The 16,158-nt window shown below is 42.0% G+C and carries 11 protein-coding genes; 3 read left to right on the top strand and 8 right to left on the bottom strand.

Annotated elements, in window-relative coordinates; genetic code table 11:
• Positions 1 to 161 precede the first annotated feature (161 nt).
• The 6 genes from mmsB to FHK89_RS12875 all read right to left on the bottom strand — a co-directional run bounded on the left by mmsB (position 162) and on the right by FHK89_RS12875 (position 8,448).
• Complete coding sequence (mmsB, locus tag FHK89_RS12900) at positions 162 to 1,067, bottom strand: 3-hydroxyisobutyrate dehydrogenase (protein WP_230661046.1); 906 nt, start codon at positions 1,065 to 1,067, stop codon at positions 162 to 164.
• A gap of 76 nt (positions 1,068 to 1,143) precedes the next feature.
• A complete protein-coding gene (locus FHK89_RS12895) occupies positions 1,144 to 2,430 on the bottom strand; it encodes an enoyl-CoA hydratase/isomerase family protein (RefSeq protein WP_230661043.1) in 1,287 nt (428 codons plus the stop codon).
• Between the two features lie 108 nt (positions 2,431 to 2,538).
• The gene (locus FHK89_RS12890) at positions 2,539 to 3,339 is read right to left on the bottom strand and encodes an enoyl-CoA hydratase (protein ID WP_230661041.1); all 801 of its coding nucleotides are present in this window, start codon (positions 3,337 to 3,339) and stop codon (positions 2,539 to 2,541) included.
• A 90-nt stretch (positions 3,340 to 3,429) separates the two neighbouring features.
• The gene (locus FHK89_RS12885) at positions 3,430 to 4,596 is read right to left on the bottom strand and encodes an acyl-CoA dehydrogenase family protein (protein WP_230661037.1); all 1,167 of its coding nucleotides are present in this window, start codon (positions 4,594 to 4,596) and stop codon (positions 3,430 to 3,432) included.
• A 27-nt stretch (positions 4,597 to 4,623) separates the two neighbouring features.
• Positions 4,624 to 6,114, bottom strand: a complete 1,491-nt coding sequence (locus FHK89_RS12880; RefSeq protein WP_268992987.1) for a CoA-acylating methylmalonate-semialdehyde dehydrogenase — start codon at positions 6,112 to 6,114, stop codon at positions 4,624 to 4,626.
• 315 nt (positions 6,115 to 6,429) lie between these two features.
• A complete protein-coding gene (locus tag FHK89_RS12875) occupies positions 6,430 to 8,448 on the bottom strand; it encodes a propionate--CoA ligase (protein WP_230661034.1) in 2,019 nt (672 codons plus the stop codon).
• 347 nt (positions 8,449 to 8,795) lie between these two features.
• On the opposite strand from FHK89_RS12875, the gene FHK89_RS12870 reads away from it, so the two are divergent.
• Complete coding sequence (locus FHK89_RS12870; RefSeq protein WP_230661032.1) at positions 8,796 to 9,395, top strand: YqiA/YcfP family alpha/beta fold hydrolase; 600 nt, start codon at positions 8,796 to 8,798, stop codon at positions 9,393 to 9,395.
• A 172-nt stretch (positions 9,396 to 9,567) separates the two neighbouring features.
• Here FHK89_RS12870 and FHK89_RS12865 read toward each other — a convergent pair whose 3' ends face one another.
• A complete protein-coding gene (locus tag FHK89_RS12865) occupies positions 9,568 to 10,815 on the bottom strand; it encodes an MFS transporter (protein ID WP_230661030.1) in 1,248 nt (415 codons plus the stop codon).
• A gap of 305 nt (positions 10,816 to 11,120) precedes the next feature.
• On the opposite strand from FHK89_RS12865, the gene cas1f reads away from it, so the two are divergent.
• Both cas1f and cas3f read left to right on the top strand, forming a co-directional pair.
• Positions 11,121 to 12,128: a type I-F CRISPR-associated endonuclease Cas1f gene (cas1f, locus tag FHK89_RS12860; RefSeq protein ID WP_230661028.1), complete on the top strand. Its 1,008-nt coding sequence runs from the start codon at positions 11,121 to 11,123 to the stop codon at positions 12,126 to 12,128.
• On the top strand, positions 12,129 to 15,800 hold the full coding sequence (cas3f, locus tag FHK89_RS12855; RefSeq protein ID WP_230661027.1) for a type I-F CRISPR-associated helicase Cas3f: 3,672 nt from the start codon (positions 12,129 to 12,131) through the stop codon (positions 15,798 to 15,800).
• Here cas3f and FHK89_RS12850 read toward each other — a convergent pair.
• A complete protein-coding gene (locus FHK89_RS12850; RefSeq protein ID WP_230661025.1) occupies positions 15,797 to 16,150 on the bottom strand; it encodes a HigA family addiction module antitoxin in 354 nt (117 codons plus the stop codon). The genes cas3f and FHK89_RS12850 overlap by 4 nt on opposite strands.
• Positions 16,151 to 16,158: the final 8 nt, after the last annotated feature.

The following is a 16,158-nucleotide window of genomic DNA, read 5'->3' as shown; positions in this document are numbered from 1 at the left end:
TTATATTTAATCGCATCATCTACATCCTCAGATATTTGTATCAAAACTACCATACCCAATAATTTCATCTAAACAAGGATAAAGCATGCGCCCATAAAAAAAGCTGAGTATATCACCCAGCTATTTTATCCACACTTGTTTTAAAAGCTACCCTAATCACTCTACTTTGATAACACGCTCTCATCATAATCCGCCATAATACTAGAAAAATCTGCATCAGCATGACTTTGACTGTGTTTATCATATAATTCAGTGGCTTTTTGCCCCATCGGTAGCTCAACGCCTGTATCTTTGGCAGTTTGCATGGCAAGATTTAAATCTTTAAGCATCAGTTTACTCATAAATCCGCCCGTATAGCCACGGCTAGAAGGTACATTTTCCATCACATCAGGGTAAGGGTTATATACCTCTAGCGTCCAGTTACGCCCTGAGCTTTGTAGCATGATATCAGACAATACTTTGGGGTCAAGACCGTTTTTCACCCCTAGATTAAGGGCTTCTGCCGTACCACTCATCAAGATACCCAGTAGCATATTATTACAGATTTTGGCGACCTGCCCTGCTCCATGCTCACCTGCATGAAAGATATTTTTACCCATGTTTTCTAAAATGGGCTTGGCTTTATTAAAGGCAGACTCATCACCACCAACAATAAAGGTTAATGTACCTGCTGTTGCCCCTGCTGTACCACCTGACACGGGTGCATCTAAAAATTCAATGCCATGCTCACAAGCCACTTCTGCAACTTCCCGAGCATCTGCTGCGGCAATGGTACTGCTATCAATCACTAATGTACCTTTAGGCAGGGTAGCCAGTAAGCCTTGCTCACCCTCTTGACCCAAATAGACAGACTTAACATGCTTGCCGGCAGGTAGCATACTAATCACCACCTCGGCATTTTCACATGTCTTTTGCACACTATCACAGGCGGTTGCCCCTGCTTGTTGTAGCTGATTCATGGCATCGGCTGATAAGTCAAAAACTTGTACATTATGCCCATTTTTAACCAAGTTTTGTGCCATGGGCGCACCCATATTACCCAAACCAATAAATGCAATTGTTGTCATATCTTACTCCTTGTTGTTTTCAATATATTCCTTTAAATATCTAAATATCAGTCCTGTTATAAACAATCTATACAAGTTAACCTTTTACCCACTTATTACCCCATGCGCTATCCGTCAGCCAAGAGGCAAAAGGGTGATTTTCACCATACGGATTGCTAAAGTGGGATTCAATATATGCTTGCCCATCGCTAGTTAAGCAGTCAGCAAGGGTTTTTGACCAGTTGGGTGACTTGTCTTTATCAATAAGTAATGCCCGTACCCCTTCTTGAAAGTCAGGTTTATCCGCACAATGGGTAGCGACATTGGCTTCTAAATATAAAACCTGCTCTAATGATAAATCTTTGACTTTATAAAATAACTCATAAGTTAAAACAGCAGTGACAGGACAACCATGACGATAGGTTGCTAAGGCTTTTTGAGTCCATTTATCTGTCATAAAACCATTAATCAATGCACCATCCAAGCCCATACCATTAACAAGCTGAGTAACAAACTGGGTTAATTTATCATCATCTTGTAGTAAGGCATCAATATCTACCAAGCCACCAACATTCATCAATGCATGAAGCACTTGCCAATATTGTGCTAATTTACTGGCAGGCATTGCAGGTTGAGTTTGTGCAGTTTGGCTGAGTGTGGCAAGGGCATGACTGGTGATATCATGGGCAGTTTGGCTATTTTGTTGACCATCTTGAGTGACAGGTGACCAATTGGCATTGCTTAAGGCTTGCACTACCTCATCATAACCTTCACTAGCAACGGCATATTCTGCCAAATTGGCTAGCATGGCATCACTACCCTGACACATTGCCCCAGTTAAGCCCAAAAATAGACCTATTTTTGCTGGCATACGTTGTAAAAACCAACTGCCTGTGGCATCAGGGAATAAACCAATGGTAATCTCTGGCATGGCAAAACGGGTGGTTTCGGTAACGATACGATGGCTACAGGCTGCCATCAATCCCATACCACCACCCATGACGATACCATTTCCCCACAAAATTAATGGCTTAGGATAAAAGTGCATTTGTCGATATAGGGCATACTCACTACCAAAAAACTCCTTGGCATAAGGGTTTGGTAGCGGTGGGTTTTCACACATGCTGTCATAGAGCTTGCGAATATTTCCGCCAGCACAAAATGCCTTATCGCCTGCCCCACGCAAGATAATCGCAACGATGTGACTGTCCTGCTGCCATTGACTAAGCTGCTCAGATAAGCGTCGGCACATATCCACACTGAGGGCATTTAAGGCTTTGGGGTCATTTAAAGTTAAGATGCCCAGTTTAAAGCCATCATGCGTGGGCTGAGTGTCAATAAGAACACAGTCTTGCTGGGTATTTTGTTGTGCTGTATCTGTCATGCGTTTACCTAATTATCTACCTTATTTATCAGCTATTAGACTAACTATCAATTAATTAATCAATCTAACTATCAAAAATGGTGCTTAATCATTTTATGCTTAAGAAGTTTATTTATTCTGCCACACTGGTTTACGCTTTTCTAAAAACGCATTAACCCCTTCTTTTTGATCTTCGGTATCAAACAGTTTTACAAACTGTTCACGCTCATTAATGAGATTGGTTGCTGGTGGGTTGTGGCGTGCTGATTGAATCAAACCCTTACTAAAGCTAACAGAAACTGGCGATTGCTTGGCAACCTTACTGGCAAGTGCTTGAGCGGTATTTAGCCCTTCGCCTTTTGCCACCACCTCTTCAACTAATCCAATACGTAGAGCGGTATCAGCATCGACGCGCTCACTACATAAAATCATGCGTTTTGCCCAACCTTCACCGACCAGCCAAGGTAGGTTTTGTGTACCACCAGCACAAGGCAATAAGCCCACGCTTGCCTCTGGCAATGCCATTACCGCATGCTCCTCAGCGATACGAATATCACAGGCTAAGGCACATTCTAGACCGCCACCCATGGCATAGCCATTGATTGCTGCAATACTGACGCCTCGATAGTTAGATAAGGCTTCAAACGCCTCACCAAAAGCCACCGCCATACTAATGGCATTGCCCTTATCACCATCGGCAAACACATTTAAGTCTGCCCCTGCTGAAAAAAACTTTTCACCATCACCATGTATCACCAACGCATAAACTTTATCATTAGCATTTAAATCGTTAATAAGCTGTTTTAAAGCATTTAAACTATCAAATGTCCACGTATGTGCTGGCGGATTGTTTAGGGTGACGGTTGCCACACTACCGTCAATACTGACATCAAGATTGGTATAGTTTTGGTTTAAGTTAGATTGAGTCATGATATGTCCTTATATTATTAATATCTCTATGTACCTATTACTTTGTACCTATTTTCGAATACCTACTTTTAACGCCTATCATTATCCCTGCTATCTTAAATTTGATAACGCCTCATCTTTGAGCATATTACGAGAGACAATGACCCGCATAATCTCATTGGTACCTTCTAAGATTTGATGCACCCGTAAATCACGTACATGACGCTCTAACGGATATTCATTGAGATAACCATAACCGCCATGTAGCTGTAAGGCTTGGTTGGCTACATCAAAACTTAAGTCAGTCGCCATACGTTTTGCCATCGCACAATATGTCGTTGCTTGTGGGTCTTGTTGGTCAACTTTAAAGGCAGCAAGACGTATCATTTGCCGTGCAGCGATGGTTTGGGTCAGCATATCTGCCAGTTTAAACTGCACCGATTGTAGCTTGGCAATGGGCTTACCAAACTGGCTACGCTCTTGTACATAAGCACAGGCTGTCTCTAACGCTGCTTGCGCCGTACCCACCGCACAGATACCAATATTAATGCGCCCACCATCTAAGCCTTTCATGGCAAATTTAAAGCCATCACCTTCAGCCCCCAAACGGTTGGCAACAGGTACTTTGACATCTTTAAAATGAATGGTTCGCGTTGGCTGTGCTTTCCAGCCCATTTTATGTTCATTTTTGCCATAGCTGATGCCCTCGCTATGCGCATCAACGACCAAAGCACTGACACCTTTTGCACCCTCACTGCCAGTACGGGCCATCACCACCAATACATCGGTCGCACCAGCACCAGAGATAAAGGTTTTTTCGCCATTTAGCACATAGTAGTCTGCATCATCAGCTTTCACCGCTTTGGTGGTGAGTGATGCCGCATCAGACCCTGCATTTGGCTCAGTCAGACAATAACTTGAAAGCCATTCACCGCTCATCATTTTTGGCAAAAAACGACTACAGACGTCATCATTGCCAAACGCACCAATCATCCACGACACCATGTTATGGATACTAATATAAGCAGCAACGGCGGTATCACCCCATGCCAACTCTTCAAACACCAAAGCTGAGTCTAAGCGAGGCAAACCCAAACCATCATAATCAGGATTGGTATATAAACCCAAAAATCCCAAATCAGCTGCCTTTTTAATCACATCAACAGGAAAATGTGATTCTCTATCCCAGTCAGCAGCCTTCGGCTTAAGCTCTTTTTGCGCAAACTGGCGGGCAACTTGTTGAAACGCCCGCTGGTCTTCGGTTAAATTAAAATCCATGTTTTCTCACCTTGTGCTTATCTTTGCTTATTTCATAGAGATAGTGGTATTGACTTTACCTTTGCTTGCTTCATCATCAAACCAACGTGCAGTGACGGTTTTGGTCTGTGTATAGAACTGTACGGCTTGCTTACCATAAGGCCCTAAATCACCGAGTTTACTGGCACGTGAGCCTGAGAATGAGAACATAGGTAATGGCACAGGAATTGGCAAGTTAATACCGACTTGACCAACATCAATATCTTGCTGGAATTTATGCGCTGCTGCCCCTGACTGAGTGAAAATTGCTGTACCATTACCATTTGGATTGGCATTGATAATCTCAATGGCATGCTCTAAATCATCGGCATGCATCACACACAATACAGGACCAAAGATTTCTTGGCTATAAATCTGCATATCCGTGCTGACTTTGTTAAAGATGGTTGGGCCAACAAAATTACCTTTCTCGTAGCCTTCGACCACAATACCACGACCATCTAATAACAGCTCTGCCCCTTCATCAACACCCGTTTGAATCAGACGCTCAACCCGCTCTTTTGCCGCAGGTGAGATTAACGGCCCTAAGTCCTTATCATGCTTGCCAGCGGTCACCACTAAGCCCTCTGCTTTGGCTTTGATATCCTCAATCCACTCTTTAGCCTCACCGACCAAAATCACCACTGATAATGCCATACAGCGTTGTCCTGCTGCACCAAAGGCTGCCCCTGCAAGTTGATTCAGCGTTTGCTCTTTATTGGCATCAGGTAGAATTACAGCATGGTTTTTTGCCCCCATCATACACTGTACTCGCTTGCCTGCCTTACCAGCACGTTCATACACATGCGTCCCCACACGCGTTGAACCCACAAAAGAAACTGCCTTGATATCAGGGTGGTCACAAATGGCATCAACGGTATCTTTACCACCATGTACCACATTAAGCACCCCTTTTGGAATACCTGCTTCAATGGCAAGCTCCACCAAACGCATGGTCACCATAGGGTCTTGCTCTGAGGGTTTTAAAATAAAGGTGTTACCAGTGGCAATCGCCATTGGGAACATCCACAGTGGAATCATCGCAGGGAAGTTAAACGGGGTGATTCCTGCACATACTCCAAGTGGCTGCCAAATACTATAAGTATCCACGCCCGTAGCGACATTTTCGACAAAATCACCGATTTGCAAGTTAGCAATACCTGCCGCATGCTCCACCACTTCTAAACCACGGAACACATCACCACGCGCATCAGCGATGGTTTTGCCTTGCTCGGCAGTCAAGGTTTCTGCCAACTCGTCCATATGCTCACGGATAAGCTCTTGGTATTTTAAAAAGATTCTTGCTCGAGTGGTAATCGGTGTTTTACGCCATGTTTTAAATGCTTCTTTGGCAGCCGCTACCGCTGCATTGATTTCATCAGAAGTAGTTTGTGGTACTTTGGCAATGACCTCTTGGGTAGCAGGGTCGGTTAAATCTAGCCATTCATTGGTATTAGAATCGACAAATTCACCATTGATAAGTTGTTTCACTTGTTGCATCAGATATTTCCTTATTTTAGTAATAAATTTATTAAGTGATGGCCATCTTTCTTTATCCCTTCTCCTTATAGGAGCAGGAGATGGTTAAAGAAGGGTAGCATACGGTTTAGTACACTACCAAGTTTTTATAAATTAGTTTAGAACCTGTATCCATAATCCAAAATCAGGGGAGTTTTAAACTAAAATTGCGTAATACAAGGCAAATTTTGGGGCGAATAGTCACTCTATTTAACCTAAAATTTAACGCCGTAGTACGTCTATTTTAGGCAAAAATCCACCATTATGGGTTGTGAATACAGGTTCTTAGTAATACGACTAGTAGTTTTCAATCGCTAGTTTTACTGCATCAATTGCAGTTGGGTCGTCAAGGGTTGACATATCACCCGTTTCTTTACCTTCGGCTAAAGCCCGAATGGCACGGCGCAAAATTTTTCCTGAGCGGGTTTTTGGTACTGCTTTGGGGAAATACACTGCCGCAGGACGTGCAATTGCTCCCAACGATTTAACCACCTCACCAATAACTTGTTGCTCGACTCGGAAACGACTTTCTGTGGTTTCAATCAATGAGTGGTCTTTTAGCACACAAAATGCTATAGGCAACTCACCTTTGAGTTCATCATGAATACCCACTACCGCACATTCAGCAACTTCATCATGACCACTGATGGCTTCCTCTATCTCTTGTGTGCCTAAACGATGCCCTGCCACATTAATCACATCATCGGTACGTCCTAAAATATGGTAATAACCATCAGCATCAACTTGAGCATAATCTGAAGTAGAATAACGAGTACCATCAAACAAACCAAAATAGGCATTAATAAAGCGTTCATCATTACGCCATACGGTAGATAAACACCCTGGTGGTAATGGTGCGGTAATCGCTAACATACCTTTTTCACCTGCTTGACAAGCTTCACCTGTTTCCTCATTAATCACCTTAGCATCATAGCCATACATTGGATAACCTGGTGAGCCTTGCTTGTGAGGCTTATGATCAAACTTAGCAACATGGCTTAAAATCGGCCAGCCTGTTTCGGTCTGCCAGTAATGGTCTAAAATTGGCACACCTAAATGTCCAGACAGCCATTCTGCTGTTGGCTCATCAAGTGGCTCACCTGCTAAGAAAAACGCCTTGACGCTAGAGACATCATAACGAGTCATCCATGTTTCATCTTGTTTTTTTAGCATACGTACACCAGTGGGGGCAGTAAATAAGATATTCACCTTATTTGCCTCAACAATACGCCACCAAATACCAGGATTAGGACGATGCGGCAAACCTTCATACATAATACTGGTCATGCCAGCCAGTAGTGGTGCATAAATGGTATAAGAATGTCCCACTGCCCAGCCGATATCCGAGATTGCCCAAAAGGTCTCGCCTGCCTTGCCGTTATATACGTAGTCAATCGAGGTTGTCAATGCCACTGCATGCCCCCCAGTATCACGCTGTACCCCTTTAGGCGTACCAGTTGTACCCGAAGTATATAGTAGATACGATGGTTCATTGGATTCAAGCCACACCGGCTCTACGACTGCTTTATTTTGATGGCTAATTTGACGCTCGTCAGCATAATCAACATCTATCGCATGGGGTTTATATAGCATGATGCCACGGTCAATCACCAACACATGTTCAGGTTTGACATTGGCTTTTTCTACCGCTTGATTCACTAAATTTTTATAGTTAATTACCTTACCGCCACGCAATCCTGCATCAACGGTAATCACCATTTTGGCTTCGGCATCGTCCATACGCACTGCCAAATTATGTGCCGCAAAACCGCCAAATACCACTGAATGAATCGCTCCGATACGCGCACATGCCAACATCGCATACGCCGCTTCTAGTATCATCGGCATATAAATAACGACTCTATCACCTTTGCCCACGCCTTGACGCTGCAATACATCGGCAAAATAATTGACCTCTTTATATAAATCATTATAGGTCAGGCGACGTTTGGCATAATCGGTATAAAACTCAACACTGTTACCCAGCTTTTTAAAGGCATCGGCAACATCAGGGTGATTACTCAATAACTCTTGGTTAATCTCTGAAGATACCCAAACAAAAGCATCTTGCTCAGCACGACTCTCAAGATGACGGTCAACACAGTTATAACACAGGTTGGTTTCACCGCCGACAAACCATTTGGCAAAGGGTAAATTAGAATCGTCTAAAATTTTGTCAGGCTGTTTGTGCCAATAAATACGGCGAGCCTGCTCACCCCAAAAAGCTGCACGGTCATGAATGGAATGCTCGTAAAGCTCAGAGAAGTTTTGATAGGTAGGTAAAGTGGTTTCTTGCTGGGTTAACTGTTGCGTCATGGTAGCCTTCCTTAGCTAATTGATTGTTTATCAAGTTATCCTTATCTTTATCCATCAGCAGACTGCGTTAGCAATCTGTTAATTATGATACAAATCGTATCATTTAATCCTGATTTCAAATGTAGCAGAGCCTAGATAAAAGGTCAACTAGGAATATCCATATTCCTAGTAACTTTTATCATCATACACCCTAAATTGATGAAAACAAATGTACACTAAGGTCATATTTTCTACTGCTAATACAGAAAAATAAATGCGATATTTTTTAGCCACTGCATCTATGTTATGTTAGGGCTATATTTGCAACCTCCTCTGTTAAATTGTTAAACAAAATTAGGAATATGCACATGCGCTTAATTTATATTCATGGCTTAGACAGTGATGCAAACTCAACCAAAGGTCGCTTATTAGATGAGTATTGCCAGCAGTATCATCCTGAGTTTGAGGTATTACGTCCTGATTTAAACCAACACCCCATACAAGTCTTTAATAAACTGATAGATATGGTGGATACTCCCAAACAAACCATCTTAGTTGGTAGCTCCTTGGGTGGCTATTTTGCAACGCTTGTGAGCCATAAAACGCAATGCGGGGCATTTTTACTCAACCCCAGTATTCAGCCACATAGCAGCTTACAACGCTTTTTTAGCATGGACACTGCAGAAGCAGACAATACGATTGGGCATACAACGGAAGGTGGCTGGGAAATCAGCAAAGCAGATTTACAATGGTTTGCCAAGCATCAATTACAAGATTTACCCCTACCCAAAAACTTTACTGTTTTAGCAAAGTTAGGCGATGAACTATTGGATGCACAAAAAACGGCTGATTTTTATCAAGCAAAAGGGGCAAAGGTGATTTTACAGGCAGGCGGCGACCATCGCATGAGTGACTTTGCTAAGCAACTACCCATGGTGATGCAAGAAATACAAAGCCTGTTAGCGTAAGCTTATAATCTGTCTACTAGAATAAAAGGGATTTAGTGGCTTAGTGGCTTAGTGGCTTAGTGGCTTAGTGGCATTGTCTCAGAGACTGGGTATCATTATTGTGTTATTGCAAAAGACTCACTAAAGTTAAAGTAACTAAAAGGCTGAGAAATTAACTATGGCTATCTGGCGGTCACTTTTTGGGCGTTTTTATCATACCAAAACTTGCCATTAATAATGCCAACACCTGCACCGCAAGAAGCAGCCAAACTGTCAATGTCCATTGCCCTTTGGCGTATGCCAATCCGCATAGCCAAGCACCGATGCTACCGCCTGCATAATAGCTCATATAATATAGCCCTGATGCCAGCGAACGTCCTTTTTTAACATTGACCGCGATATAACTAATGGTCGCTGATTGAGTAATAAATACCCCTGATGACATGATTGCCAAGCCCAAAATAATGCCCCAAAGTGGGGTGACTTTGGTTAATAACACCCCGAGCATGGATAGCGTCACTGCCACCATAATAGTGCGAGCTGAGCCAAACCGCTGTAATAGTTTTGCCGATAAAGGTGTAATCACCACCCCGAGTAGATATACCGCAAAAATATTGGCAAGCTGCCCTGTTGTCAGCTCATACGGCGTTGCTGCAAGGTGCAAATTAATAAAGGTAAAACAGCCCACCAACGAAAATAAAACACATGCCCCGAGCAAACAAGCGGTCACCACATAGCGATTGGTCATGTGCTCAGCCAGTGTCTGCAACGATGAGCGTAGATTGGGGTTAGCAACAAAGCAGCGGGATACAGGTAACGTACGAGCCACCCACAAAGCCCCCAGTGCGGTAATACCTGCCATAACCTGATAACCAGTCCGCCAGCCCACCCACTCATGCAAATGCCCCAAAATAAAACGTCCCATAAAGCCGCCTAATACCGTACCTGAAACGTAATACGCCATTAAGTCAGTCACTGCTTTGCCTTCAAACTCCTCTCCCACATAGGCAATGGTCACCACGGTAATCCCCGGCACAGACAAGCCTTGCATAAACCGCCAAAACTCAAGCCAGCCCACACTGCTACTAACAGAAATCATCGCTGTTGGTACTGTTAAAAATGCCAATGCGCCAACAATAAAGGATTTGCGCCCAATGGCATCAGAGAGCATACCCAAAAATGGCGACATGATGGCAACTGCCATCACTGTTGCCCCAACAAGCATACCCACTTGCACTTCAGTGGCAGAAAAATCCAACATTAATACAGGCAATATCGACTGCACTGAATACACTTGCAAAAAGGCAAACATGCCAATTAAGCCAATGGTGAGTTTAAGTATCCAATTAACTGAGGCTTGTGGCGTGGGTTGGTTATTAATATTGGATTTAGTAGTATTTTTATTGCTTAGGCTATTTAAAGTTGTATGGTTTGCAGACATGAGGGTAAATTCACTAAAGAAAAAATCATCAAGATTATGAATACTAGAAATGAATATTGAAAATACAAGGTCAAAATAAGTCGCCATCATAACACGATTAATGCTTTGCTTATATTGAGGTAATTTTTAGCATAGACCACTTTTAATCATTATTGAGTAATGACAAATATTAATGACGACACTAAATGACGTATAGTTTATAACTACAGTTAAAATCTGGTTGTACATCTTTATTAACTTCTCTACATTGGTAACTAAACCAATTACAACCCTTTTTATACTTAACTTTTAAAGTCGATAATCTTATGAGCAAACCTAAGAATCCCTATACTGACAATAGCTTTGCCTCCTCCGAGTTAAAAACTATTTTACACTCCAAACGTGCCAATATTTACTATCTTGAATATTGCCGAGTGATGCAAAAAGACGGCAGAATCTTATATCTCACCGAAGACGATAAAGCCAATCTGTATTACAACATCCCCATTGCCAATACCACCTCTTTATTACTGGGAACAGGGACGTCCATCACCCAAGCTGCTATGCGTCTACTGTCACAAGCAGGGGTGTTGGTTGGGTTTTGTGGCGGTGGAGGCACACCGCTATTTATGGGCAGTGAGCAAGAAGTATTTATTGAATGGCTCACTCCACAATCTGAGTACCGCCCTACCGAATATATACAAGGCTGGATGAGCTGGTGGTGGGATGATGAAAAACGCCTTGAGGCTGCCAAACAGATGCAATATGCCCGCATTGGCTACTTACAAACGATTTGGTCAAAAGACCGTGATTTAAAACAGCACGGCTTTGATAGTCAAAACCCTGTCATCGCAAGCTTGCTAAATAAGCATAGTCAGCAAATTATGCTGCAAGATAACGTCATGCATCTTTTGCAACTTGAGGCTCGCTTAACCAAACAACTATATAAACTAGCCGCTGAGAATACGGACTATGCTGGCTTTAGTCGTGACCATGATGGACAAAAAGGTGGCGTGGATAAAGCCAATAGTTTTTTAAACCATGGCAATTATCTGGCGTATGGACTGGGTGCAACCACAGCATGGGTATTGGGCATTCCTCATGGATTTGCGGTAATGCATGGTAAGACCCGCCGTGGGGCTTTGGTATTTGATATTGCCGATATTATTAAGGACGCGCTGGTGTTACCACTGGCTTTTATTTGTGCCAGTGAAAATGTCAGTGAGCAAGAATTTCGTCAAGAATGTTTAAATATGTTTACTAAGCATAAGGCATTGGATTATCAGTTTGAAGTGGTGAAAGGGTTGGCGGTAAAAAAGGATTGGGGTATTTAAATGATTGTCACCTTTATCTCACAATGTGAAAAAAAGTCGCTAAAACGCACACGGCGTATTTTGGACGCTTTTGCCAATCGTATTGGTAGTAATGTTTGGCAAACCGCCATTACCGAAGAAGGGCTTAATACCGTCAAGCAGTTATTATGCAAATCAGCTACCAAATCCACTGCGGTCAGCTGTCATCGTGTTAAAACTCGCAGGCAATCCGAGTTGCTTTGGGTCGTGGGAAATAAACGCAAATTTAATGAAGTGGGGATTGTGCCTGTTAATAGCACCAAACGAAACCTACTACACCGTGAATGGGAAAATGACTGGAACTCGCTGACCAGTATTCAAATTATCGCCACTATTGCTGCCCTACTTCATGACATTGGCAAATCTACCATTGGTTTTCAATATAAGCTATTTCACCCTACTTTTATAGGTGACCCTTACCGCCATGAATGGATTTCACTAAAGCTATTTATATGGTTAATCGGTGATTGTCAAACTGATGATGAATGGCTTGAACGTTTGCAACATTTAGCTGACTATCTTCAAGCTAAAAAACTTCAAGGTGAAAATTTAGCATTTGAACTCAAAGAATTACAAAAAACACCTGATAAGGTTGCCATCAATGAGTTACCACCATTGGCTCAATGGGTTGCATGGCTTATCGTCACCCATCACCGCTTACCGCCACTGACCGCTTATTACTTTAATACTCAAACAGCCATTAAATTAAAAAAAGTCGATAATTTAAAATTAAAGGTTGAGCTTAATAAATACTATGCTCACCTAAAAGCCTATGAATACTGGGTAAAAAATCCAACAAGCATCACTGAGATGAGTTCGGTTGAGCAAGATAACTTTTGGCAGTTTGATGACTTAGTGATTCATAGTCCTCTTTGGCAACGCAAACTGACTCGTTGGGCGAAAAAAGCCAGACAACATCCACAGCTAATAGAGATAAGTGAACAGGCAACTAAAAATAACCAAGCGATTAGCAATCCATTTTTGTTGCATCTATCTCGGCTATGCCTAATGGTAGGTGACCATAACTATTCTAGCCTAGCGATTGATGATAAAAGACGAGTTGTCGGCAGTACAGACTTTAAAAATAAGCTTGCAGCAAATACCGATAGAGAGTCAGGAAAAATCAAACAGCCTTTAGATGAGCATTTAATTGGTGTTGGCGATTTTACCGCACAATTTTGTAGAAGCTTGCCTGCCATACAGCAAGCTCTGCCTAGACTTTGCAATCATAACCCTTTAGTAAAAAATACTGCTGGCACACTCTTTAAATGGCAAAACAAAGCCTTTAAAAGTGCTTTTGAATATCATGAGTTAAGTGAAACACACGGTTTTTTTGGGGTCAATATGGCATCAACAGGTGCAGGTAAAACCATCGGTAATGCCCGTATTATGTATGCCTTAGCCAATCCTAAAAAAGGCGCAAGAATTACCGTTGCACTCGGACTTAGAGTATTGACCTTACAAACAGGGCTTAGCTTTCGTAGGGATTTGAGTTTAGATGCTAATCAATTGGCTATATTGGTCGGTGGTACAGCACAAAAACAGCTATTTGAGCTCAATCAACAAACTGGGGAGTTAGACGCTCCCTCAAAAGACAAAACTGATTTTACCCATCATTTAGAAAGTCCAGAGAATTATAGCAAGGTTTATGGTAGCGAATCAGCCAATGACATTATTGAGGAATGGGTGGATAGTGAGATTGACATTCATGATTATGATGAGCTTGGACTTGGTACGGTCATTGCCAGCCAAAAAGCTCAAGATTTACTGTTTGCACCTTTTGTCGTTTGTACGGTTGACCACCTAATGCAAGCCTCAGAATGCAAAAAAGGGGGCAAACATATCGCCCCTATCTTGCGTCTACTCAGTAGTGACTTAATCCTAGATGAGCCTGATGACCTTGACCACAATGACTTGCCTGCTCTATCAAGGCTTATTCATCTAGCAGGGCTATTTGGCTCTAGGGTTATGTTATCTTCTGCCACACTTCCACCCGATATGCTACAAGGCTTATTTGAGGCTTATCTTACAGGACGTAAATTGTTTAATCAGCAGTTTAATCAACCCACACCCAAAGTCATCTGTGGTTGGTTTGATGAAAATAACTGCAATATCAGTGCTTGTGATATTCCTAGCAACTTTGCTGAGCAAAATAGGGACTTTGTCCAATCACGAGTAAACTTCCTAAATAAACAGCCCATCAGACGTACGGCAAATATTTTGCCCCTGACAATGAATTATAGTAAAGAGACTCATATTGGCTTTTATGAACAGCTTGGCTTTGCTTTACTACAAAAATCACAGCAACTGCATCAACACCATCATGTAAAACACCCTAACTCTTGCCATCATGTGAGTATTGGCTTAATGCGTATGGCAAATATCCAACCGCTGATGAATGTCGCCATTGCCATGTTGAATCTTGCAAATACACCAGAGTCAGCGACCACGCAGTATCATTTGTGCTGTTACCATGCCAATCAAGTGCTTATCCTACGCAGTCGCCTTGAAAAAAACTTAGATGATATCTTAACCAGAAAACCGTTAAAAAAAGATGCCTCTAATGATAAACACAATAAAGATACTGGTATTTTTAATCATGATGCCATCAACACAGCCATAAACAATCACCCTCATAAAAAACACCATATTTTTATTGTTCTTGCCACTCCAGTTGCTGAGGTAGGTCGTGACCATGATTATGATTGGGCAATTGTTGAACCCTCTTCCATGCGTTCGCTTATCCAATTAGCAGGACGCGTATGGCGTCATCGACCTGATAAAACCATTGTCAACGATATCCCTAATATCAGTATTTTGCAATACAACATACGGGCATTAAAACATAATAACCGAGGTGCAAAACAAGCTGTCTTTACCATGCCTGGCTTTGAACAAAATGGATTTTTATTAAGCAGTCATAACAGTGCAGAGATTATCAGAGAATCTGAGTTAAACCGCATAGATGCCCTACCCAGAATAAGTAAAGTGTCAGCAGAAAACTTTGACGGGACACATTATCTAAGCGATTTAGAACATAGTGTCATGATGGATTTAATGAATAATAAAAATACCAATGTGGTTAATGGCTATTGGCAAAATCCACAAACCTCCAACCGCTCTCATGTGCATCTAAGCTGCCTAACACCCTTTCGTAAAAGCAGTCCACAAACTGAGTATGTTATACAGCCAGAAGATTTTAAACATACCTTATACAATGGCAACCAATACAGAGATAATCCAGATAGCGATGACGAAATAGATAATGCAATAGACGCTGCAATGGATATTAATACAGCAGATACTGACAGTACGCTAAATAAAAATCGTACGAATGACAAATACCCTCAGCAGTATTTAATGTTTAGTGCCCAACAATTAAAAAATATTGGCATAGCCAAAGCTAACTTAGTCAATAGCACCATTAAACCCACACAAGTGCCTATCAGCAATCCTCATGTGTCTCCATGGCTTACCGATAACTTAACCCAAGCTTTAATTGACACACAAGCCCAATTTCCTGAGTTAAGCCCCACCACTATTTTAATCAGATTTGCGGTATTAACTCTGTATGAAAACCAAAACGGTTGGCTTTTTGATGAGCGTTTTGGCTGTTGGCGTGATGAAGGTATGTTTAAAGAGGGTTATGGTTAAGCCATTTCATAAGGCTCAATACTAGCAATGTCATCAGCAACTTCTCGACTTGCCATTTCAAGGTCATAGTGTGCTTGTAAGTTTATCCAAAACTGTGCAGAAGTTCCAAAATATTTTGCAAGGCGTAAGGCAGTATCTGCGGTGATAGCACGTTTACCGTTGATAATTTCACTTAAACGTGAGTCAGGCATATGTGTCGCTCGTGCCAGTGCATAAGCAGAAATACCCAATTCATCTAAGAACTCAGTTTTTAGATATTCACCGGGTGTTAATAATGGTATATCAGGTTGGCTAATATCGGCAACATCGCTGAAATCCATATTTTTAGCGTCTTGCATCGTGATAGACATAAAATGTC

This window comes from Psychrobacter sp. I-STPA10, from assembly GCF_021012795.1.
Taxonomy (GTDB): Bacteria; Pseudomonadota; Gammaproteobacteria; order Pseudomonadales; family Moraxellaceae; genus Psychrobacter.
The sequence above is the reverse complement of the archived record's forward strand: the minus strand, read 5'-3'. Positions and strand labels throughout refer to the sequence as shown.

What these genes read in the sequence shown, in the direction of transcription:
- FHK89_RS12865 (WP_230661030.1), bottom strand. Translation starts at nt 10,815, where the DNA reads ATGTCTGCAAACCATACAACTTTAAATAGCCTAAGCAATAAAAATACT.
- FHK89_RS12875 (WP_230661034.1), bottom strand. Translation starts at nt 8,448, where the DNA reads ATGACGCAACAGTTAACCCAGCAAGAAACCACTTTACCTACCTATCAA.
- FHK89_RS12850 (WP_230661025.1), bottom strand. Translation starts at nt 16,150, where the DNA reads ATGTCTATCACGATGCAAGACGCTAAAAATATGGATTTCAGCGATGTT.
- cas3f (WP_230661027.1), top strand. Translation starts at nt 12,129, where the DNA reads ATGATTGTCACCTTTATCTCACAATGTGAAAAAAAGTCGCTAAAACGC.
- cas1f (WP_230661028.1), top strand. Translation starts at nt 11,121, where the DNA reads ATGAGCAAACCTAAGAATCCCTATACTGACAATAGCTTTGCCTCCTCC.
- FHK89_RS12885 (WP_230661037.1), bottom strand. Translation starts at nt 4,596, where the DNA reads ATGGATTTTAATTTAACCGAAGACCAGCGGGCGTTTCAACAAGTTGCC.
- FHK89_RS12870 (WP_230661032.1), top strand. Translation starts at nt 8,796, where the DNA reads ATGCGCTTAATTTATATTCATGGCTTAGACAGTGATGCAAACTCAACC.
- FHK89_RS12890 (WP_230661041.1), bottom strand. Translation starts at nt 3,339, where the DNA reads ATGACTCAATCTAACTTAAACCAAAACTATACCAATCTTGATGTCAGT.
- FHK89_RS12880 (WP_268992987.1), bottom strand. Translation starts at nt 6,114, where the DNA reads ATGCAACAAGTGAAACAACTTATCAATGGTGAATTTGTCGATTCTAAT.
- mmsB (WP_230661046.1), bottom strand. Translation starts at nt 1,067, where the DNA reads ATGACAACAATTGCATTTATTGGTTTGGGTAATATGGGTGCGCCCATG.
- FHK89_RS12895 (WP_230661043.1), bottom strand. Translation starts at nt 2,430, where the DNA reads ATGACAGATACAGCACAACAAAATACCCAGCAAGACTGTGTTCTTATT.